Annotated in this window: 22 protein-coding genes; 7 read left to right on the top strand and 15 right to left on the bottom strand. The window is 34.7% G+C overall.

Annotated elements, in window-relative coordinates:
* Positions 1 to 9: 9 nt before the first annotated feature.
* Positions 10 to 1,365, top strand: a complete 1,356-nt coding sequence (locus ACXX80_RS04940) for a DUF5689 domain-containing protein (RefSeq protein ID WP_458552258.1) — start codon at positions 10 to 12, stop codon at positions 1,363 to 1,365.
* A 60-nt stretch (positions 1,366 to 1,425) separates the two neighbouring features.
* Positions 1,426 to 1,887 carry an FKBP-type peptidyl-prolyl cis-trans isomerase gene (locus tag ACXX80_RS04935; RefSeq protein WP_458552257.1) on the top strand — a complete coding sequence of 154 codons (462 nt, stop codon included), beginning with the start codon at positions 1,426 to 1,428 and terminating at the stop codon, positions 1,885 to 1,887.
* Positions 1,888 to 2,152: 265 nt separating this feature from the next.
* Here the strand turns inward: ACXX80_RS04935 and ACXX80_RS04930 are convergent, their stop codons facing one another.
* Entirely contained in the window at positions 2,153 to 4,270 is a 2,118-nt protein-coding gene (locus ACXX80_RS04930) for a glycoside hydrolase family 97 protein (protein ID WP_458552256.1), read from the bottom strand.
* A 305-nt stretch (positions 4,271 to 4,575) separates the two neighbouring features.
* A complete protein-coding gene (gene susR / locus ACXX80_RS04925; protein ID WP_458552255.1) occupies positions 4,576 to 6,222 on the bottom strand; it encodes a SusR family glycan utilization regulator in 1,647 nt (548 codons plus the stop codon).
* Positions 6,223 to 6,462: 240 nt separating this feature from the next.
* On the opposite strand from susR, the gene hflX reads away from it, so the two are divergent.
* From hflX to ACXX80_RS04905, 4 genes are all read left to right on the top strand, one after another.
* Positions 6,463 to 7,713, top strand: a complete 1,251-nt coding sequence (gene hflX, locus ACXX80_RS04920) for a GTPase HflX (RefSeq protein WP_091166402.1) — start codon at positions 6,463 to 6,465, stop codon at positions 7,711 to 7,713.
* A gap of 427 nt (positions 7,714 to 8,140) precedes the next feature.
* A complete protein-coding gene (locus tag ACXX80_RS04915) occupies positions 8,141 to 8,575 on the top strand; it encodes a GIY-YIG nuclease family protein (RefSeq protein WP_165152203.1) in 435 nt (144 codons plus the stop codon).
* Positions 8,576 to 8,730: 155 nt separating this feature from the next.
* On the top strand, positions 8,731 to 9,411 hold the full coding sequence (locus ACXX80_RS04910) for a hypothetical protein (RefSeq protein ID WP_458552254.1): 681 nt from the start codon (positions 8,731 to 8,733) through the stop codon (positions 9,409 to 9,411).
* 309 nt (positions 9,412 to 9,720) lie between these two features.
* Positions 9,721 to 10,242, top strand: coding sequence for an REP-associated tyrosine transposase (locus tag ACXX80_RS04905; protein WP_458552253.1), 522 nt, complete (start codon positions 9,721 to 9,723; stop codon positions 10,240 to 10,242).
* A 153-nt stretch (positions 10,243 to 10,395) separates the two neighbouring features.
* Here the strand turns inward: ACXX80_RS04905 and ACXX80_RS04900 are convergent, their stop codons facing one another.
* The 7 genes from ACXX80_RS04900 to ACXX80_RS04870 form a co-directional block, all read right to left on the bottom strand.
* Positions 10,396 to 11,307 carry a DUF3078 domain-containing protein gene (locus ACXX80_RS04900; protein ID WP_458552252.1) on the bottom strand — a complete coding sequence of 304 codons (912 nt, stop codon included), beginning with the start codon at positions 11,305 to 11,307 and terminating at the stop codon, positions 10,396 to 10,398.
* A gap of 86 nt (positions 11,308 to 11,393) precedes the next feature.
* Complete coding sequence (locus tag ACXX80_RS04895) at positions 11,394 to 11,900, bottom strand: DUF2480 family protein (RefSeq protein ID WP_458552251.1); 507 nt, start codon at positions 11,898 to 11,900, stop codon at positions 11,394 to 11,396.
* Positions 11,901 to 11,967: 67 nt separating this feature from the next.
* Entirely contained in the window at positions 11,968 to 12,291 is a 324-nt protein-coding gene (locus tag ACXX80_RS04890; protein ID WP_131908033.1) for an SUF system Fe-S cluster assembly protein, read from the bottom strand.
* A gap of 21 nt (positions 12,292 to 12,312) precedes the next feature.
* A complete protein-coding gene (locus ACXX80_RS04885; RefSeq protein WP_458552250.1) occupies positions 12,313 to 12,906 on the bottom strand; it encodes a hypothetical protein in 594 nt (197 codons plus the stop codon).
* A gap of 135 nt (positions 12,907 to 13,041) precedes the next feature.
* Positions 13,042 to 13,461 (bottom strand): SufE family protein, encoded by a 420-nt coding sequence (locus ACXX80_RS04880; protein WP_282711128.1) that lies wholly within the window; start codon positions 13,459 to 13,461, stop codon positions 13,042 to 13,044.
* Between the two features lie 18 nt (positions 13,462 to 13,479).
* Complete coding sequence (locus ACXX80_RS04875; RefSeq protein ID WP_458552249.1) at positions 13,480 to 13,917, bottom strand: hypothetical protein; 438 nt, start codon at positions 13,915 to 13,917, stop codon at positions 13,480 to 13,482.
* 20 nt (positions 13,918 to 13,937) lie between these two features.
* Positions 13,938 to 15,152 (bottom strand): aminotransferase class V-fold PLP-dependent enzyme, encoded by a 1,215-nt coding sequence (locus ACXX80_RS04870; RefSeq protein ID WP_091166392.1) that lies wholly within the window; start codon positions 15,150 to 15,152, stop codon positions 13,938 to 13,940.
* 429 nt (positions 15,153 to 15,581) lie between these two features.
* Here ACXX80_RS04870 and ACXX80_RS04865 point away from each other — a divergent pair, with 429 nt between their 5' ends.
* On the top strand, positions 15,582 to 16,928 hold the full coding sequence (locus ACXX80_RS04865) for a serine hydrolase domain-containing protein (RefSeq protein ID WP_458552248.1): 1,347 nt from the start codon (positions 15,582 to 15,584) through the stop codon (positions 16,926 to 16,928).
* Positions 16,929 to 17,192: 264 nt separating this feature from the next.
* On the opposite strand, the gene sufD is transcribed toward ACXX80_RS04865, so the two are convergent.
* From sufD to ACXX80_RS04835, 6 genes are all read right to left on the bottom strand, one after another.
* Positions 17,193 to 18,509 (bottom strand): Fe-S cluster assembly protein SufD, encoded by a 1,317-nt coding sequence (gene sufD / locus ACXX80_RS04860; RefSeq protein WP_458552247.1) that lies wholly within the window; start codon positions 18,507 to 18,509, stop codon positions 17,193 to 17,195.
* 81 nt (positions 18,510 to 18,590) lie between these two features.
* Entirely contained in the window at positions 18,591 to 19,343 is a 753-nt protein-coding gene (sufC, locus tag ACXX80_RS04855) for a Fe-S cluster assembly ATPase SufC (protein WP_114753486.1), read from the bottom strand.
* A 40-nt stretch (positions 19,344 to 19,383) separates the two neighbouring features.
* Positions 19,384 to 19,773 (bottom strand): four helix bundle protein, encoded by a 390-nt coding sequence (locus ACXX80_RS04850; protein ID WP_458552246.1) that lies wholly within the window; start codon positions 19,771 to 19,773, stop codon positions 19,384 to 19,386.
* 70 nt (positions 19,774 to 19,843) lie between these two features.
* Entirely contained in the window at positions 19,844 to 21,292 is a 1,449-nt protein-coding gene (gene sufB, locus ACXX80_RS04845) for a Fe-S cluster assembly protein SufB (protein WP_315205970.1), read from the bottom strand.
* Between the two features lie 92 nt (positions 21,293 to 21,384).
* Positions 21,385 to 21,705 carry a four helix bundle protein gene (locus ACXX80_RS04840; protein ID WP_458552245.1) on the bottom strand — a complete coding sequence of 107 codons (321 nt, stop codon included), beginning with the start codon at positions 21,703 to 21,705 and terminating at the stop codon, positions 21,385 to 21,387.
* A 43-nt stretch (positions 21,706 to 21,748) separates the two neighbouring features.
* Complete coding sequence (locus ACXX80_RS04835) at positions 21,749 to 22,078, bottom strand: HesB/IscA family protein (protein ID WP_196852436.1); 330 nt, start codon at positions 22,076 to 22,078, stop codon at positions 21,749 to 21,751.
* Positions 22,079 to 22,211: the final 133 nt, after the last annotated feature.

The following is a 22,211-nucleotide window of genomic DNA, read 5'->3' as shown; positions in this document are numbered from 1 at the left end:
TTAAAGCATATGAAATCAACATTTTACAAATCGGTTCTATTTTTACTGTTGACAATTACATTTGGCAGTTGCGTGACAGATGAGGTTGTGGCTCCAAAACTAGTTTGTACGCAACCGGATTTGGTGACAAACAAATCAGTGAGCGAAGTTCATGCTACTGCGAATGCCATTGTAACCCAATACAAATATGATGATATCATTGAGGCGTATGTGGTTTCCAGCGATGAATCGGGGAATTTTTTCAAGTCGATTTCCTTTCAGACTTTGGCAACAGCCACAACGCCAGCCAGTGGATTTAGCGTTCCTGTGGATGCTACAAACCTGTATATTGACTATAGGTTGGGTAACAAAGTATACATAAAATTGAAAGACCAATACACGGATATTTCATTCGGTGGAATGCGTATCGGGAGTATTTTTGTGAATTCCTATAATGAAGGCGGAGTAGGGCGACTTTCGCAAAATGAGTATAAAAAAGTGTTGAATGCGTCGTGTACGAATGTAAAGGAAGAGACTTTAGTTCGCTCGTTAACCATGTCGGAATTGTTGAATGATTCCAATTTGAATACTTTGGTTGAATTGTCTGATGTTCAGTTTTCAGCTTTGGCAATTGGGCGCCATTATTTTGAGGAAACCAATAATGTGGGCGGAGCGACGAATTGGGGTCTAATAGATAAATTAGGGAATCAAGTCTATTTTAGGACGAGCAGTTTTTCTGATTTTGCAACTAAAATAGTTCCCAATGGAAGCGGAAAAGTGAGAGGAATTTTGACGAAATATGGAAGTGATTACCAATTGTTGCCGCGTTCCGAAAAAGATGTGGTGATGACCGGAACAAGAGCAGTTCCATTTTTCTCCCAAGATTTTGAAAAAGTTGTCGATAAGTCGAATTTAAGTCTTCCTGGCTGGGCAAACATGGTCCAAAAAGGAACACTTTTCTGGAAAGGAACAGTTTTTTCCGGAAACGGGTATGCCGAGTTTGCCATTAGCGGAACCAAAGTCGTTTCGAATATTGCCTGGTTGATTTCGCCAAAAATTGACATGGATGTTCATACTAAAGAAGTCCTTACTTTTAGAAGCGCTCAGCATCATTTAGATGTCGATTCCCCTTTAAATTCTCTTGAAGTTTATGTTTCCAGTAATTTTGATGGATTAAATTTTGCTGCCGCAACTTGGACTCCATTAGTGGTTAATTTACCTAAACAAGCCACACCTTGGTATCAATTTGTAGGAAGTGGCGCGGTAGATTTATCGTCGTACAAAGGTAAAATCAATATTGCTTTTAAATATACTGGTTCTGGCAAAAATCTGGCTTTGGATGGCGCTTTTCAAGTAGATGATGTTCAGGTTTTTGGTGAAAAATGATTTTCATAAAAGGCTTTACTTGAATTACTATATTTGCAGCCCTAACATTTAAATTAAATTATGAAATCTACCTTATTAGCCCTAATTTCTTTATTATTTGTTTCTTGTTTATCAGATAAAGAAGCATCTAAACCTGTTGATTACACGGTTCAAAACGAAAAAGAAATCGTGGATTACATTGCCAAAAATAATTTAACAGCAACGAAAACCGATTCAGGTTTGTATTATGTTATTAATGAAGCGGGATCTGGCGCTCAACCAACAGCTTCATCTAATGTAACGGTGACCTACAAAGGATATTTTACGGATGGATCAGTATTTGACGGAGGTAAACCGGGAGGCCTTACTTTTGGTTTGAATCAAGTTATAAAAGGATGGACAGAAGGGATTCCGTATTTTAAAGAAGGCGGAAACGGAGTTCTTTTAATTCCTTCTCATTTAGGGTATGGAAGCAATGGTAGCGGACCAATTCCAGGAGGTTCTGTTCTTATTTTCGATGTAAAACTGATTAAAGTAAATTAGTTCTACGCTATTATAAAATCAAAAAAGGCTGTCTACTTGGACAGCCTTTTATAGTTAGTTACTTTTTATCTGAATTCGATTATTATTTTAGAATTAATTGAATCTCATTAATTTGAGATAAACTGGTTTTCCTGCAAGGTTTTTTTTGACCTTGTAGGTATATAAATCTAATAAAAATGATACCTACAAGGTTTTGGAAACCTTGCAGGATTTTATAATACCAAAATAAAAAGGCTGCCTATATTAGACAGCCTTTTATAGTTAGTTACTTTTTGATTTCAATGATGCTTATAGCATAACCTCCACCCGGAGCACTGAGTTGTGATAGTTTCGATTGGTTCGTTACTTTCATTTTACGAATCGTATACGCTTGCGGATTGGTTTTATAATGAGCATCTTTTGCATCAGCATAAATCGTTGCCTCATATTTTTTTCCTTTTTCCAAGAAATCAAATTTGATGGTTGAGGTGCGAGAAGTTTCGCCATTTACATTACCGATGAACCAGTTGTTCGTCACTTTTGCTTTACGCGCAACAGTAACATATTGACCTGGTTCCGCTTCAAGGTATTTACTGTCAGACCAATCTATTGCTACATCTTTGATAAACTGGAAAGCATCTGGAAAACGGTCGTAGTTTTCTGGAGTATCAGCTGCCATTTGCAGTGGGCTGTACATGGTTACATACAAAGCCAATTGATTTGCAAGTGTGCTATTTACATGGGAGTTGTTGTCCTTATTCATTTTACTCAAATCCATTTCAAAAATCCCAGGAGTATAATCCATCGGTCCACCTACTAAACGTGTAAAAGGCAATACCGTCACGTGATTTGGTTTAGAACCACCAAAAGATTGATATTCTGTTCCTCTTGCAGCTTCGTTACCTATTAAATTAGGGTATGTTCTTGCAATCCCTGTTGGGCGAACTGCCTCGTGCGCATTCAACATAATTTTATAGTCGGCTGCTTTTTCTATTGCATATTGATAGTGGTTATTCATAAATTGGTTGTAATGATTTCCACCGTTTTCAATGATAGAACCTACATAACCACTTTTTACAGCATCATAACCATTGTCTTTCATGAATTGGTACGCTTTATCCAAATGACGCTCGTAATTACGAACTGAACCTGAAGTTTCATGGTGCATCATCATTTTAACGCCTTTTGATTTGGCATATTCATGTAAACCTTTGACATCAAAATCCGGATAGGGAGTCAGGAAATCAAAAACATAATCTTTGGAGTGACCAAACCAATCTTCCCAACCTTCATTCCAGCCTTCGACTAAAACCGCATCAAAACCGTGTTTAGCTGCAAAATCAATGTATTTTTTTACATTGGCGTTATTGGCACCGTGTTTTCCATTAGGCTTCGCTTTTGAAAAATCAGTAACGCCAAGTTGTACCGTAGGAAATTCATCCGTATACGCCCAAGAACTTTTTCCAGTAATCATTTCCCACCAAACACCTACGTATTTAACCGGTTTTATCCATGATGTATCTTCAATTTTGTTAGGGTCATTTAAGTTTAAGGTCATTTTTGAAGCCAGAATTTCTCTGGCATCGTCACTCACAATTATGGTACGCCAAGGCGAATGATTTGGAGCCTGCATGTATCCTTTGTCTCCTTTTGCATCTGGTGTCAACCAAGATTCGAAAACCATAGTTTTATCATCCAGATTCAAATGCATGCAAGAATAATCGATTAATGCTGCTTCGTGTAAATTGATATACAATCCGTCCGCTGTTTTTAGCATTAGCGAAGTTTGAACTCCTGTCAAAGAAAAAGAAGTTTGCGAGACATTTGCCGTTTTTGCTTTTTCAGCCAATCCTCTGATTTCTGATAATTTTGAAGTTGTATAATCGTATTCTTGGGTATCATAATCCCCAGGAATCCAAAATGCGGTATGATCACCTGTCATCGCAAATTGTGTTCTTTCTTCTTTGATTACAAAATAAGTAAGGTTTTTTTGTGAAGGGAATTCATAACGAAATCCAAGACCATCATCAAACAAACGGAAACGAATCACAATTTGTCTGTCGGTTTCTTTTTGATTTAAGGTTACTGCCAATTCGTTATAATGGTTGCGAATGGAGGCTACTTCTCCCCAAACTGGTTTCCAGTTTTCATCAAAAGTTGTTGCTTTGGTATCAATAACAGTAAAGTCATTTAGCAACGATTTTTTATCATTTTTTAACTCAAGACCCAATTTACTTGGCTTTACTACTGCTTTATTTTTGTAGTTCAAACTGTAACTTGGAGTTCCGTCGTTTTGTAAGGAGAACTCCATTACAAATTTTCCATTTGGTGATTTTAACTGCTGCGATTTTGCAGGGCTAAAAAACGTGAGCCACATTAGGGCTGTGAAAAGAAATTGCTTCATTTTTTAAATAGAATTTGATAAATTAATTTTTCAGGTTTGGTAATAGATTCTGATTTTCACGAAATCGATTTATTGAAAAACCCAAAGTTTTCCATATTTCGAAAAGGTAAAAGTAAACGCTTTACACACTACATATTTTCATCATTCTAAAAAAGTAGATTGAGTTTCAATTTATAAAACGCAAGATACTGAATAACTGTTTATTATGTGAATTTAGTATTTAAAAAAAGTGGTAGATTTATAATAAAAAAGTGGTCATTGAGATTGTTTTAATCCCAAAAACCTATTTGAAAAACAGTATTTTTCTATTTTAAATTGGTTCCAATCCGCATTACGTTAGCTTCAAAATCTTCTCGTGGACCTGCTGCTTTGTTTTTGAGTTGGGAACGGTAATTGTAAATTGTAGATACCGAATACCGAAGGAAAGTAGAAATTTTTGCGCTGTCCTTAATACCCAAACGAATCAGTGCAAAGATTCGCAGTTCCGTATTCAGCAGTTCGCCTTCTTTCAATTGTATGGCTTCTTCATCAATCAACAAAGCGCTGAATTCCGGTATGAAATTAGGAAAGAGTTGCAGGAACGTCTTGTCGAAATTCGTGAGAAATGCAGCAAGTTCATTTTCGACAAATTGTTTTGACTTTACTGCACTAATCAGGTCATTCATTTTTCCTGTTGTTGCCATGACATTCAATTTTCGGCGGTATTCGTCCAATTTTCCTATGTAGTCTGAACACTGGTCCATGTAGCGACCAATGTATATTTCTTTCAAAAGATTGGCTTCAGTCAGCGTATAATTCGTCTCGTTTAACTTTTCATTGAAAGTATTCAATTCAGTATTTAATTCCGAAAGCTTGCTGTTGGCCAAACTTAAATCCTGCTTTGCTTTGGACAATTTTTTCATTTGCTTAAAAAGTAAAAAAAGCACCGCCAACAAGAACACGGATAAGATACTCGCACTTATTAAAAACAGTACCAACTGAAACCGATTGGTTTCATTTTGTTTTTGATACGCCTCGTTGATAATGGGCAGCATCTTCGATATTTCATAGGTTCGTAAGCGCGCATTACAAAAAAGAGCATCTTCAAGCGAGCGTTTTATGTATTTGTAAGCGCGATCAATATCCCCGTTTTCATACATTAGAAAAGCCAACGAACGCAACGAAATATATTCTTTTTTGGCCAATTGCAAATCGGAAATAGCCGAAATGGTCAACCATTTTTTCTCCTGATTAAAGTCTTTTTTTTGGCGATAGGCCTGTGAAATAATGTAGGCAATAACCGCTCGATCATCACTGTTGTTAGCAATTTTTGGGAAATAGTTCAGCAATAAAGCCAGTGTTTCCTTGTGTTTTCCGGCATCAAGAAGCGTACTGGACTTCGCCATAATATAGGCGCTTGATTGCGGTTTGTAATAATTTAAAGAAGAATCACGGTACTTTTTTGTTAAAACAATATACTTCTTTTTTTCCTGAAGTGAAGCCGCATAATCAGACATATAACCATAAACGACGCTATTTACGGTGAAATAATAGCCTTTTAGTTCTGGTGAAGTATTGATGTTGATTCGATTAAGAATATCGGTCGCTTCCTTGTACATTCCTAAAGTTCCCATGATGGAAGCTAGATTTAATCGGGCATGATTTAGTTTTTGAATGTCATTTAGTTTTTCGGCTATTTGAAAACTTTTTCGAGCGTAAATCAACGCTGAATCGGATTGATACGATTTATATTCCGCATACAACTTTCCGTAAACATCATATTTTTGAATATCGGACGAAGTAGAAAGCAGCAGTTCTTTGAGTTTATTGATTTGAATCTCTTTTTTATCCGAATACAATTTGTAATCAGCAACTGTTTGATCTAATTCCTGCAATAATTGTTCAGAATTATTTTGGGCAAAAAGAAAAACAGGAAACATTAACGCAAGAAGTATATTCAAAAACCGATTCATTCAAATTTGATTAGATTGGTGTAAAAATAATTAAAAATTCAATGGAACTCCTAAAGTAAGCAAGGCAGCCGTACTAGATTTTAAAATAACCGCTAATTCGCTAATTTCTTTCGGGGCTTGTTTGGTCTAATATGTCGTTCGACCAAAATACTATCATTATTCACACGTTATGATTTTTTTATAAACCCAGAACTCAATAAGTCCCTTACAAATCATTAAATTTGTAACTTATTCAAAAATATGTTAGAAAAAGAAGTAATAAATTTCGAAAAAACGGCTATAGTTGGTATTGTGACTCAAAACCAAAGTGAAGAGAAACTAAACGAATATCTTGACGAATTGGAGTTTTTGACTTTTACCGCAGGAGGCCAAGTGGTGAAACGTTTTTCGCAAAAAATGGAACGTCCAAATCCTAAGACTTTTGTAGGAACTGGAAAAATTGAAGAGATTCATCTTTTTGTAAAAGAAAATGATATTTCAACTTTGGTATTTGATGATGAGTTATCGCCTTCACAGCAAAAAAATATATCTAAAATCATTACAGAATGTAAAATTCTGGATAGAACGCACCTTATCCTAGATATTTTTGCGCAACGTGCTGAAACTTCGTATGCAAGAACGCAGGTAGAATTAGCACAATGTATCTATATGTTGCCTAGATTATCGGGACTTTGGACACACCTTGAACGCCAAAAAGGGGGAATTGGAATGCGTGGACCTGGAGAAACAGAGATTGAAACCGACAGACGTATTGTTCGTGACCGAATCGCTTTATTGAAAGATAAAATTAAAGCAATCGACAAACAAATGGGAACGCAAAGAGGCAATCGCGGTTCCATGGTACGCGTGGCTTTGGTTGGGTACACTAATGTGGGGAAATCGACTTTGATGAATGCCGTTGGGAAAAGTGACGTTTTTGTAGAGAACAAACTTTTTGCAACATTGGACACCACCGTTCGAAAAGTAGTTATCAAAAACCTGCCTTTCCTGCTTTCGGATACCGTAGGATTTATCAGAAAATTGCCAACGCAACTGGTTGATTCTTTCAAAAGTACGCTGGATGAGGTTCGCGAAGCGGATTTGTTATTGCACGTTGTTGATATTTCGCATCCGGAATTTGAAGATCATATTGCATCCGTAAACCAAACGTTATTGGACATCAAGGCAAATGACAAACCGGTAATAATGGTTTTCAACAAAATCGATGCCTACAAGCATTTGACTATTGACGAAGATGATTTAATGACCGAAAAAACGCCAAGACATTACACGCTGGAAGAATGGAAAGCGACTTGGATGAGTCGAGTAGGAGAGCAAAATGCGTTGTTTATTTCGGCTACCGAGAAAGAAAATTTTGAGGAATTCAGAGAACGCGTTTACGAAGCCGTAAGACAAATTCACATCACACGCTTTCCGTACAATAAGTTTTTATATCCGGATTATAAAGACGCGGTGGAAAAAGAAGATAAAGACGAAGAAGAAAACGAATAATTTTCAATTTATAGAGTACACAACTGCCAGTTCGAGCGCAGTCGAGAACAGCGTTAGTGTAGCAACAGAATCCCTTTTGATATTTTCAAGAGGGATTTTTTTTGGGCATGTCCCAGCTTCCTCTGCGTTACAGCTGCGTCAGGCTGTATGCTGCAATCTTTTATGTAGTCCCGAATCTTCGGGACTACATAAAAGATTGCAGCTGCCATCCTTCATGCGGAGTAGCGATAACAATAATTAAGAAATTAAAAGTCTATTTGATAATTTGTAAGATAATTATTAAGGTGTATATTTGAAAGTAATACGCTATGCAGTAGCATGTATCCACCCAAAATGAGAGGTATAAGCGCTATTTTTTAGCGGGTATATACATGTTGGGCGACATGGTACCGTGATTCTACTAAAAAATTAAATAAAATAACAAGTTATGGCAAGCAAAAAGGAAGCGTTGGAATTGGTCGAATTCTATGAAGAAAATTATAGAAATCCAAAATTAGAAAGATTTATTATAAGTGGATTATATGATTTAAATCCAGAAAAAGAAGCTCAACTAAATGTTGAAAGTAAATGGCCAAAAGAATGGCTAAATAATGGTAAAGCTGGAGTCTATTTCTTTTTAGATGAAAATCTTGAAGTAGCTTATATCGGAAAATCAAATCATTTTGGCTATAGATTTGGAAGTTATTTTGAATATGATGAGAATAAGAATTGTAAAACTAAACATACGTGGAAAACTAATCCTAGATTTGTCTTGACAGTTGCAGTCCCTGACGAATCGAAATTTGAATGTACAGGACTTGAAGAATTTTTACTTTCGAAAATTGTAACTACTGACAATAAATTATTCAATAATAGAGAATAAAACTACGTCGCCCAACCGCCATTTTGAGCTAGCTGGAATTTAGTGGAATAATCGTTCCGCATCAAGTTTTCGTTAAGCCGAAAATTGAGCGGTTACGAACTTCCAGCCATCTCAAAGTGGCATAACGTCATGCTCAATCATAAAGAAACCTAGAAATGAAAAAAGAAACAAAAGATGACATTGCATATGGTGTTGCAAAAGCAGTTCTTGGTTCTATTCCTGTTGTTGGCGCGACAGCGTCAGAGCTTTTACAATTATTAGTCACTCCTCCATTAGAAAAAAGGAGAAATGAATGGATGATTGAAGTAGGCGAAAAACTAAAACAACTTGAACAGAAAGAAGAACTTGATTTGATTAAATTATCAAATAATGATGTTTTTATAGACGTTGTTTTGCAAACCACACAGCTAGCACTTCGAACAAGCGAAAAAGAGAAAATACAATATTTCAAAAACGTAATTTTGAATAGCGCCGTTGAAGAAAATCCAAACATAACTGAAGTGCAAATCTTTCTGAACTTTATATCGACTTTCACAGTTTGGCACATTAAAATCCTGAAATTATTTGACAATCCCGAAAATTGGTTTAAGAAAAATGGAAAGAGTTTGCCGAATTATATGGCTGCCGGTTTATCAAATGTTTTGGAAGAAGCATATCCTGAATTAAATGGAAAAAGAGAATTGTATGATTTGATTTGGGATGATTTGTCACGAGCAGGTTTACATAAAACTAGCGGTTTACATACCACAATGACAGGCTCAGGTTTAATGACTCCGAGAACAACAACCTTTGGAAAAGAATTTTTAGAATTTATAACTGAAAGTCCAATCGATTAAATGACCCCCACTAGCGCTCGTTTGTCCACATTCTCTGGTGCTCGTCTGCGACGAGTACCTACTTAAATTAAGAAACAAATTATAGCGTTTGCAACGCGGATCTCCCCACTAGCGCTCGTTTGTCCACATTCTCTGGTGCTCGTCTGCGACGAGTACCTACTTAAATTAAGAAACAAATTATAGCGTTTGCAACGCGGATCGCTAAAACCGGAGTACCTTTAAATAACTATACGACTGTTTTATAGTAGCGTTTCTTAAAATCAATATTTGAAAAAAATGTCTGAGAATTAAAAAGTTATCGATAGTACAGTGCCTACATTTATTACTATAACAGTTGTAGACTGGGTAGATTTATTTGTACGAACTAATTATTGTACTATTTTAGATGAATCCTTAAATTATTGTATCAAGGAAAAAGGATTGAGTGTGCATGCTTATGTATATATGACTAGTCATATTCATTTAATTGTAACAGCATTTGATGGAGAGTTGCAAAATGTTATTCGGGATTTTAAAAAATTCACCTCAAAAAAACTGGTACAAGCAATAAAAGAACACCCTGAGAGCAGGCGAGAATGGCTGTTACGGAAATTTAGTTTCGAAGCTCAAAAATCAGGAAGAGCTAAAAATTATAAAGTATGGCAAGATGGTTTTCATCCCTTTATATTGGATACTTTGGAAAAAATAGAACAGCGTCTAAACTATATGCATTATAATCCTGTTGAAGCCGAAATTGTTTTTCATGAAAGAGATTATGTAAACAGTAGTTATAGAAATTATGAAGAAGATAATACTGTTTTTTGTAATGTAAATGTCGAACCTTTATGGTAATCTGTTTAGATTGGCCGCGTTGCAAACGCTTTATTTAGTTTACAGCAGTAAGTAGGTACTCGTTGCAAACGAGCACCAGAGTACAGAGACACTACAGAACAAAAAAAGACCTTTAGAAAATTCTAAAGGTCTCTTTTATAAAAATGTATTTTTTTAGAAACCGTAGTTTACGCCTAAACCTATGTTTTGACGGGTTTGAAAACCTTGGAACGCATTGTCATCATAAATGGTTTGAAAAGTAAAATTAGTCGATAAGTATTTATTGATTGTCATAACCACATTAACTTGATAATCAATATCAACATTTTTAGGTGTATCTAAGTAATTAGAGTATAAATTAGCAATATTTTCTACAGATACATTCTTCATAACATTGAATTTATAATATCCGCTTAAAGCAGCTCCAAATTCGTATCTTGAATTCTCGCCTTGCTCTACCCCAAATGATGTTGTGTTACCTGATAAAGCTAATGCTGCCGCTGTTGTAAAATGACTATGAACAACAATAAGTCTTGATGTTGCGGGAGCAATATTAAATTTAAATGTATCCCTTTTTTTCCACATCATACCAGGTCCTAGTTGAAAGTAAGCTGGAGAAAAGAAGTGAGAAATTTTATTGGTTTGTGTCGCTGGATCTAAACCAGTATCCATTTGAGTGTTAAAATTAAAAAAAGCAGAATAATACCAATAACCAGATGCTTTCTTTCCTAGTAATGAATTATATAGTAATCTATCATCTGTTTTTTGAGTATCAGCATTTTTAATTTTTGCTAAACCATAGCCTACAATAACTTTATTATCCCAGTTAATAGTTCCTTTTTTATAATTGAAATCATAGTTCACTAACAAATTAGCTGCAATATTACTTTGACCACCTGCTAGCCAGTTATTAAAAGTAGATTGATTTCCTATTAAAGAGAATGTTCCAACTTTTGCCCAACCGTCGGGTTTTTCTTCACCTAGTTTTGAAGCAGCAGCTTCTGTTTTCTTTAAATTTTCTTTTTCATTTACTTGTGCAACACTAAGTGCGGAAACGAATAATAAACTAAATAGTATTTTTTTCATTATTTTTAGATTTAGATGCAAAGGTAAATTTCGTATCTAAATTGTAAAAAAAAATTGTCGAAAAGCAAATTTCATCGATAAAAACCTTATTTAGCCACTTTATACAATGGAACGGCAGAACATGCTTCGCCATACATTATACTTCGTGCAAAAGGTTGCAAGTAATGCGCTGCTAATACGTAAGCCCGCATCGGAACCGGTTTTCTGGAGCATCCTTTTATAATAACAGGCTTATTTTCATAAACCGAATAGTCAATTTTAGGCAATAATTCTTCATACAAAGAAGCGTCTAAATCTTCCAAAGTTCCATTGATGATTTTCTTCGCAAATGGCGCTAGTTGAATGGCTACCAAAATTGAAGCCCAAGCCGGAACAATAGCATCGGTACTGCAATGAATCGCAACATATTGATCTTGGTATTGTGACCAATCATGATTTTTCAATTCCTCTCTAAAGTCTTTTTCTTTCAATAAAAAACCTTCCAACAGCCATTGCGAAATATCGATTTGCGTACGAATCCCCTTTGGATAATAATCTTCGAGATCGAAAACTTCCAAAACACTATTCGCAACTTTATTTATAATTTCTTCCATTTTGAAAAGTTTAAAAGGTTTAAAGTTTAAAGTTGCATAACCTTAAACTTTAAACCTGAAACAAATTTTACAACATTCCCAATTCTAATTTTGCTTCTTCGCTCATTAAATCTTTGCTCCAAGGCGGATCAAAAGTAATTTCTACTTCAGCATCTTTTACATTTGCAATCGATTTTACTTTTTCTTCCACTTCTCTTGGTAAGCTTTCTGCAACCGGGCAGTTTGGAGAGGTAAGTGTCATCAGGATTTTTACTTCGTAATCAGTATTGACCATCACGTCATAAATTAATCCTAATTCGTAAATATCTACAGGAATCTCCGGATCGTATATAGTTTTTAATATTTTTACGATTGATTCTCCTAACTCGGTGGTGTCTATTTCTTGTTCCATTTTTTTAATATTTAATTTTTATTATTCGTAAATAACCGATATCAATGTAGTTGTGTCAAATAAGCTTATAACTTTATTCACTCCATACGTATTATTTGTAAAAATAATGTTAGTTGTAACCTTAGGATGATGTGCGGTGTTTAATTCAACAACATCAGTGTGTAAACCGATATTCGTGTTATAGGAAAAGGTGCCAGATTCTTTGTTTGAATCAATAAATTTTATTTCCTTTTTAACATCACTAAAAAAATCTGAATAGGAGGTATTAGGATAGTTCGTATCTATTATTTTTTTATTGTAGTCAACAAAAATTTTGAATGCAAATGGAGGACTGCTTTTTCTAAAATTTTCTTTAAATGTTTTGGAAAGAGCGGAACTTCCTCTATTAAAAGTAAGGGTTGTTTTGTTTTTTTTGACATCAAATACACCATTAATAGTATGTGTGTTATGGTACAGTTCACTTGCTAATTTATTTTTATCTACGTTACTAAGGTTATGCATGTCGATAGAAGCAACTATTTTTGAGTGATCTTCTGGATTTTCAACTTTAATAAATGCAAGTTTGGGAAATGTAGTTTTCATGAGCAGCGTATCTGCATACAGTATTTTATTCAAGATATTGAAATTTGACTTTTGTTCGTAAATAAACTTTATCCTAGAAAATGCTTCGGGAGCGTTGACCTGAGAGTAAATAGAAGTGCAAATTAGTATTAGAGATAGGACTACTGTTTTTTTCATAAGCTTGTATAATTAATTCTGCGTATTGAACGCCAATGCATACATTTTTATGTTTTTTATCATCGATACCAATCCGTTGGCGCGAGTTGGTGATAAATGTTCTTTTAGACCTATTTCGTCAATAAAATTCATATCGGCTTCTAGAATATCTGATGCTTTTTGATTGGAAAAAGTACGAATTAATATCGCAATAATTCCTTTGGTCAAAATGGCATCACTATCGGCAGTGAAAACAATTTTGTCATCCGTTTGTTCTCCTTGCAACCACACTTTCGACTGGCAGCCTTTAATCAGATTGTTTTCGGTTTTGAATTCTTCTTTGATTAACGGAAGTTTTTTTCCTAATTCGATAATGTATTCATAACGCTCCATCCAGTCGTCAAACATGGAGAACTCGTCAACAATTTCTTCTTGTATTTCTTTAATTTTCATACTATGCTGAATTTATTTTCAGTTTTTTTCTTTAGCTAATAAAGTTATCGTATTCACGAATTTCTTAATTTCATTTGGTGGAAAACCATGATCAAAACTATCCGTTTCATAGGTTTTATCCTTGAGGGTGATTTTCAAATTCGCGATAGCTGCACCGTCATGAAAACGTTTTTCGGTTGGTGCTTTTAATTTGGCTAAACTATCCAATTCCACCTTTTTAAAACAATCTACTAACTCTTTCCAGTCTGCATCCGAAATTTTTGTTGGTACCGGCTTATCATTTCCGTCTCTGTCTTTTGAAACCGTCAGCATCTGATTTTTCACTGTTATTTTTTGATAAAAACCTCTGGTGTTAGCTGTGTATTCGATAACAGCGGTTTCAATATCTTGCGCTTTGGCGCTATCGCAACCGTTGCCCAGAAAAATAGTCAGAAATAATAAGGATAGAGTTTTCATGTGTTGATATTTTAATTTTTTTAGGACAACATGAGTTGCGCTTTTTTAATAGCTTCAACCATAACATCAATTTCTTCTTTGGTATTATAAAAAGCAAATGATGCTCGTATAGTTCCCGGAATATTAAAAAAATTCATAATTGGTTGGGCGCAATGATGGCCTGTTCGTACTGCTATTCCTAATTTGTCAATTATGGTGCCAATATCGTACGGATGAATACCTTCAATGTTAAACGAAATTACGGAAGTTTTTTCTTTGGCGGTGCCAAAAATCTTTAAACCTTCAATTTCCAATAATCGTTTCGTTCCGTATTCCAGTAATTCTTTTTCTTGTTGTTGAATGTTGTCAAAACCAACTTCATTCATATAATCAACGGCAGTTCCCAGCACAATTCCACCAGCAATATTTGGTGTTCCGGCTTCAAATTTATGAGGCAATTCAGCATAAGTAGTTTTCTCGAAAGTCACTTCTTTGATCATTTCACCTCCACCTTGATACGGCGGTAATTTATTCAACCACGCTTCTTTTCCGTATAAAATTCCGGTTCCTGTTGGCCCACATATTTTATGTCCTGAAAAAACATAAAAATCACAATCTAATTCCTGAACATCTGGTTTCAAATGCGGAACAGCTTGCGCTCCATCAATCAAAATCGCTGCTCCAACTTCATGTGCTTTGTCAATCATATATTTAATTGGATTGACCGTTCCCAGAGCATTCGAAATATGATTTACGGTAACAACTTTAGTTTTATCCGAAAGTAATTTGTCATACTCAGACATAATCAGTTCGCCATCAAGATTCATTGGAATCACACGCAAAGTCGCTCCCGTTTTCTCGCACAACATTTGCCAAGGCACAATATTGCTGTGGTGTTCCAATGCCGAAACTAAAACTTCATCGCCTGGTTTCAAAATCGAAGCAAATCCATTAGTAACTAAATTAATTCCATGCGTTGTTCCCGAAGTAAAAAGCACTTCATGAGCAAATTTTGCATTGATATGGTTTTGAAGTTTCCCGCGTGAAATCTCGTATGCATCAGTTGCTAATTGACTTAAGGTGTGAACGCCACGGTGAATATTAGCGTTGATTTCCTGATAGTATTTTGAAATCGCATCAATCACCACTTGTGGTTTTTGCGAAGTGGCTCCGTTGTCGAAATAAACCAATGGTTTCCCGTTTACTTTTTGTGAAAGAATAGGGAAGTCGGCTCTAATTTTATTAATGTCTAACATTTTGTCGGCTTGTTTTTTTAATGTTTTTATGGGTCAAATAGATTGCCAGTATTCTACATTTTTTTAGAGAAACTAATTTGGAATTAGTCTTTCATTATTTAGAATTTTTCTAAATACAAAAGTAGTGAAATTGGAATTAATTTTTGGCAAACACTTGTTAATAAAAGTTATTACTATTTACGATTTAGAAAAATATAATACGACTTCAAATCTTACTTTTTGGTAAATCGGAAGATTTTATGAAACAATTTATCTTTATAAATTTAACCATTAAGAAATTAAGAAAAATTAAGTATTAATTCTTAATGAAACTTAATTTCTTAATGGTTTAAATAAAAAATAGTTGTTTGCAGAAAAATCATTTTCAGTATTACTAAGTGTTTCAAAAATGTGGTTCTTTTTTATTAAATTGCTTGAAATTAATTCTCTATGAAAAAATTCTTCAAGTTCGTTGGTTTTGCTTCTTTTATCGGAATCTTTTATGTTGGGTTCACTACTTATCCAAAACTGGACTTAATTTCTGGCTTTTCAGCCAAAAGTATCGCCTCGGGACATTTTATTGATAATCGCTCGCAGGAAATGATTGAGAAGGGCGACAATGATATCGACATGATTGATTTGGCCAAAAACAGAATCGAAGATGCCGGAAAGTTTGCTGTGGCTTCGGTTTATGGTTTAAAAGAAAGAAAAGCAATTTACCGTGAAGGTTTGGGAGTGACTTTAATCAATGATGATTTTGATGTGTCAAAACCGTATTTGGTTCCTAAAAGAACAAAATTGAAGAACAATTTACCTTTTCCGTATGGAAATAACGAACCTAAAGACACGGTTTTTAGCAACGTTGATTATACTAAATTGAATGCGGCTGTAGCCAATGCTTTTGACGTGAAAGGAGAATTGAAAAAGAGAACGCGTTCCTTATTAGTAATTTATAAAGACAAAATCATTGCCGAAAAATACGATACGGGATTTACTAAAAACAGTAGAATTTTAGGTTGGTCCATGACCAAAAGCATAACGAGCGCCATGTTTGGAATTTTGGAGAAACAAAGAAAATTTGATATTGACGATCCAGCTCCTATTGCAGAATGGAAAAATGACAGCCGAAAATTGATAACCACAAGTGATTTGCTCCACATGAACTCTGGTTTACAATGGGTAGAAGATTACACTACTATTTCTGATGTTTCCAAAATGCTTTTTCAGGCCCCAGATATGACTCGCTCGCAATTAGAAAAACCGGCTGAATATAAACCCAATATGCGGTGGAATTATTCTTCAGGAACCACGAATTTACTTTCTGGGATTTTGCGAAAACAGTTCAAAACACATCAAGAATATCTAGATTTTTGGTACAGTGCTTTGATTGATAAAATAGGAATGAATTCTATGGTTATCGAAACAGATATGGCTGGAAATTATGTCGGTTCCTCCTACGGTTGGGCTACAACGAGAGATTGGTCAAAATTTGGGTTGTTGTATTTGCACAAAGGGAATTGGAACGGGGAACAAATTTTCAATGAAAATTGGGCGAAATATACCGCAACTCCTACCAATAGATCTGAGGGAAGATATGGCGGACATTTTTGGCTTAATGCCGGCGGATCATTCCGTGATGTTCCGAGAGATATGTATTATTGCAGCGGTTTTCAGGGGCAAATGGTGGCAATTATTCCGTCACTTGATTTAGTGATTGTTCGAATGGGTTTAAAAGAAGATCCTAATTTTGATTTTAATGGAATGTTGAAAGGGATTATTGAAAGTGTGAAGAAATAATTCTTATGATAAAAAATAAAATTTTACAATCAGTTTTAATGATAATTGGAGGTTGGTTTTTAATAGGTTTAGGTTATTCTACTAATCTAGGTTACTCAATAATAAATACATTTTGTTTTTTGGGAGGTCTTGTATTGTTTTTTATAGGAATTATAATATTTATTCTTGCAGTAAGAGACTAAAAAATTAACCGCAAAGGGCACAAAGTTTAGTGAAAACTTTGTGCCCTTTGCGTAAATCTTTGTGAACCGAGTGTTTAAAACACTACAAATCAAATCCCAATTTCACCCCTAATTTTGTGGCGATAATTTTGGTGATGCGTTGTTTTAATTCTGGTATTTTTATGTTTTCGATAACGGCATTCGAGAATGCATACATCAAAAGTGCCTTGGCTTCTTTTTTAGGGATTCCGCGTTGTTGCATGTAGAACATTGCTGTTTCGTCTAATTGTCCAACGGTACAACCGTGAGAACATTTTACGTCATCGGCAAAAATTTCTAATTGCGGTTTTGCATTTATTGTCGCTTTGTCGCTCAATAAAATATTGTTACTTTTTTGGAACGCATTTGTTTTTTGAGCGTCTTTTTCCACATAGACTTTTCCGTTGAAAACTCCCGTAGAACGATCAGCGTAAATTCCTTTATAATCTTGGAAACTTTCGCAATTTGGAGCCGCATGTTTAACCAAAGTATAATGATCTACGTGTTGTTTTTCGCCAATAATCGTGATTCCGTTTAACGTGCTTGTTAATCGTTCTCCAAAGTGATAAAAGTTCAAGTTGTTTCTCGTTAAGTTTCCTCCAAAAGAGAAGGTATGAACCGAAACGTGACTTTCTTTTTGTTGAGAAACGTAGGTGTTATCTATTAAATTCGCTTCAAGCGTATCGTTTTGGATTTTGTAATAATCAACGATAGCACGTTTTTGAGCAAAAATCTCGGTAACAGAATTCGTTAACACAGGATTTTCGTTTAAACTTTGATGACGCTCAATAATTTGAACATGTGAATTTTCACCCACAACCACTAAGTTTCTTGGTTGAACCAAAAGAGCCGCTTCGTTTCCTGTAGAGAAATACATGATTTCAATAGGCTTATCTGCTACTTTACTTTTTGGAATGTTGATATACGCTCCTTCAATAGCAAAAGCTGTATTCAAGGAAGTCAGACTTTCGTCTTTGTTGGCAATTTGGTTAAAATAAGTATCAATAACCATTTTGTATTTTGGTTTGGTCAATGCCGATGACATCAAGCAAACATCAATTCCTTCGTGTGTGGTTGACGATAAATGCGAACTAAAAACGCCATCAATAAACACTACTTTATAGGTGTCTATTTCGTGTAAAAAGTATTTTTTTACGTGGTTGAATTCAACTGCATTTTCTTGTTTTGGAAAAACGGTAAAGTCATTTTTTAAGATGGCATTTAGCGAAGTATATTTCCAAGCTTCGTCTTTTTTGGTTGGGAAACCTTTATTTTCAAAGTTTTTTATGGCGGCAGTTCTCACGTCATGAAGTTCAGAGTGAACATCGACGCGCTCTTCGAAAGCCATAAAAGACGATAGTAATTTTTCTTTTAATTCCATTTTTATATTGTTTAAAGTTTAAGGTTTAAAAGTTTAAAGTTATCTCGAGGCAACTTTAAACTTTAAACTTCAAACAAAATTTTAAGCTTCTTGTTCTTGTTTAATCCAATCGTATCCTTTTTCTTCCAGTTCGTGCGCTAGTTCTTTTCCACCGGATTTTACAATTTTTCCGTTGTATAATACGTGAACGAAATCAGGAACGATATAATCCAATAAACGTTGGTAGTGTGTAATTACTACGATGGCGTTTTTGTCGCTTTTTAGTTTGTTAACACCATTGGCAACAATTCGTAACGCATCAATATCCAATCCAGAATCGGTTTCATCAAGAATAGCCAATTTTGGTTCCAACATTGCCATTTGGAAAATTTCGTTACGTTTTTTCTCTCCACCAGAAAAACCTTCGTTTAGCGAACGAGACAAAAATTTACGGTCAATTTCTAATAATTCTGATTTTTCACGAATCACTTTCAGCATTTCGTTTGCAGGCATTTCTTCCTGACCGTTTGCTTTACGCGTTTCGTTGATGGCAGTTCTCATGAAGTTAGTAACTGAAACTCCCGGAATTTCAACCGGATATTGGAACGAAAGAAAAACACCTTTATGCGCTCTTTCTTCTGGTGCCAATTCCGAAAGGTCTTCTCCGTCTAAAGAGATTTCGCCTCCGGTTACTTCGTAGTTTTCGTTTCCTGCAATGATAGACGCAAGGGTACTTTTCCCAGCACCGTTTGGTCCCATAATCGCGTGAATTTCTCCTGCTTTTACTTCAAGGTTAATTCCTTTTAATATTTCTTTGTCCCCAATCGAGGCGTGTAAATTTTTTATACTTAACATGTTTTCTTTGTTTAAAGTTTAAAGTTTAAAGTTCTCGTGTTTACTGAAACTTGGTGCCTTTAAAATCTTTTTTGTTTAAATATGATATAAAATTGTTTATTTTTCCACTTAAATTTTCGAAGTCAGTTTTTAAAATTTCAAACTTTTCTTCATTGATATAATTGTAATCTAAAATGCGGTATAATTGCGACCTTGTTTCTCCAGCGGATCCTTTTGCGATACACAAAAACTGTCTAAATTCTAAATTTCCGTTTCTCTCAAAACCTTCAGCAATATTATCCATTATTGAGCCTGATGATGCTTTTATCTGATCTTTAAATCTGAAATCATTTTTTAAATCTGATTCTACAGAAATAATATGAATTTCTTTAGCCAGTCGTCTAGCCTCTTTCCAAATTTCTAAATCTTCAAACCTAGTTATTGTCGCCATTCATTTTTGTTTAAGGTTTAAAGTTAATCATAAGTTGCTCAACTTTAAACCTTAAACTTTAAACAAATTTTTACCCTACACTTCCTTCTAACGAAATTTCTAATAATTTTTGTGCTTCTACAGCGAATTCCATTGGCAACTTATTCAATACATCTTTACTGAAACCGTTTACGATTAAAGCAATAGCTTTTTCAGTTGGAATTCCTCGTTGGTTGCAATAGAAAACTTGGTCTTCGCCAATTTTACTTGTCGTAGCTTCATGTTCTATTTTTGCCGATGGATTTTTACTTTCGATATAAGGGAAAGTATGCGCGCCACAATTGTTCCCCATTAATAAGGAATCACATTGTGAAAAGTTTCTGGCGTTATCTGCATTTGGTGAAATTCGGACTAAACCTCTATAACTGTTTTGTGATCTTCCAGCAGAAATTCCTTTGGAAATAATAGTCGATTTAGTGTTTTTACCTAAATGGACCATTTTGGTTCCTGTATCGGCTTGTTGGAAATTATTGGTAACCGCAATCGAATAAAATTCGCCTGTTGAATTGTCTCCTTTTAAAATAACGGAAGGATACTTCCAAGTTATCGCAGAACCGGTTTCTACTTGTGTCCAAGAAATTTTTGCGTTTTTCTCGCAGATTCCTCTTTTGGTCACAAAATTGAAAACACCACCTTTTCCCTCTTTGTTTCCAGGATACCAGTTTTGTACGGTTGAATATTTGATTTCGGCATCGTCCAATGCGATTAGTTCCACTACAGCTGCGTGCAATTGATTTTCATCACGACTTGGTGCGGTACAACCTTCAAGGTAGCTTACATAACTGCCTTCGTCAGCAACTAATAATGTTCTTTCGAATTGTCCTGTTCCTGCTTGATTGATTCTAAAATAAGTTGAAAGTTCCATTGGGCAACGAACGCCTTTTGGAATATAACAGAACGAACCATCAGAGAAAACTGCTGAGTTTAGCGCCGCATAAAAGTTGTCTTTTTGCGGTACAACTGTTCCTAAATATTTACGAACTAATTCTGGATGTTCTTTGATGGCTTCAGAAATACTCATAAAGATTATTCCTTTTTCGCCTAATGTTTTCTTGAATGTAGTCGCTACTGAAACCGAATCGACAACGATATCCATTGCTACATTATTCATCATTTTTTGCTCATCGACAGAGATACCTAACTTTTTATACATTTCTAAAAGTTCAGGATCCACATCGTCCAAAGTTTTATTAGGATCTACAGCTTTTGGAGCTGAATAATAGGAAATAGCCTGAAAATCAGGTTTAGTATAATGAACATTTGCCCATTCTGGCTCTGTCATTTGCTCCCAAGCACGAAAAGCCTCCAGACGCCAATCGGTCATCCATTGTGGCTCTCCTTTTTTGTGCGAAATAGCGCGAACGATATCTTCATTTAAACCGATAGGAAACGTTTCCGATTCTAATTCGGTGTAAAATCCGTATTCGTATTCTTTAGTTTCGAGTTCGATTTTTAAATCGTCTTCTGTATATTTGCTCATTCTGATTTAAAGATTTAAAGATTTAAAGATTCAAAAATTGAATATTAAACTTTATTATTTGTATCTAAATATTTAATAAAATTAGAAAGGTTTTAAGAAATTTCAATAGTCAAATTATAACTTTTTTGAATTTCTTCGTGATTGCAAAAACCTAACTTTCTGGATAATATCAACATATTTCTAACCTCGGCACAACTGCCTTTGGAGATTTTTAAATATCTTGTAAATTGTCTATTACTGTTGTATTCTGAACCTTCGGCAATGTTATTTGTAATTGAAACTACTGCTCTTTTTATTTGGTCCTTAAAACCAAATTCTTTTTCCAAGGATTTACTATTTAATAATTCAATAACTAATTTAGTTAAGACAATACCTTTTTTATGGAAATCAAATTCTTCAAATGATTTTGTCATACTATCATTAATCTTTTAATTTTTAAATTTTTCAATCTTTAAATTAAAGAGAGAAACTCTCCCCGCAACCACAAGTTCTATTGGCATTTGGATTGTTGAAAACAAATCCTTTACCATTTATTCCTCCTGAGAATTCTAATATTGTTCCGGCTAAGTATAGAAAAGATTTTTTCTCAACAGCAATAGTGATATCGTTGTCTACAAAAATTTTATCGTCTTCGCTTTTTGTTTTATCAAATTTTAAATCATAAGACAATCCAGAACATCCGCCGCTTTTTACACCCACTCTTACGTAGTCGATTGCAGCGTCAAAACCATCATCTTGCATTAAATCGATGATTTTTTTTCTTGCTGTGTCAGAAACTTTTATCATAGCTTATATTGATTTTGTCTAAATTAAGCACAAAGATAGTGTATAAAAAGCTTTTTCCATAATTGATAACATTATTATAACTAATGCAAAAATAGAAAAAAGCTATTTGCGATCAGTAAAAGCGTTTGAATTC

The organism is Flavobacterium sp. GNP002 (assembly GCF_054343795.1).
Note: the sequence above shows the minus strand (reverse complement) of the source record. Positions and strands in the feature narration are given on the sequence as shown.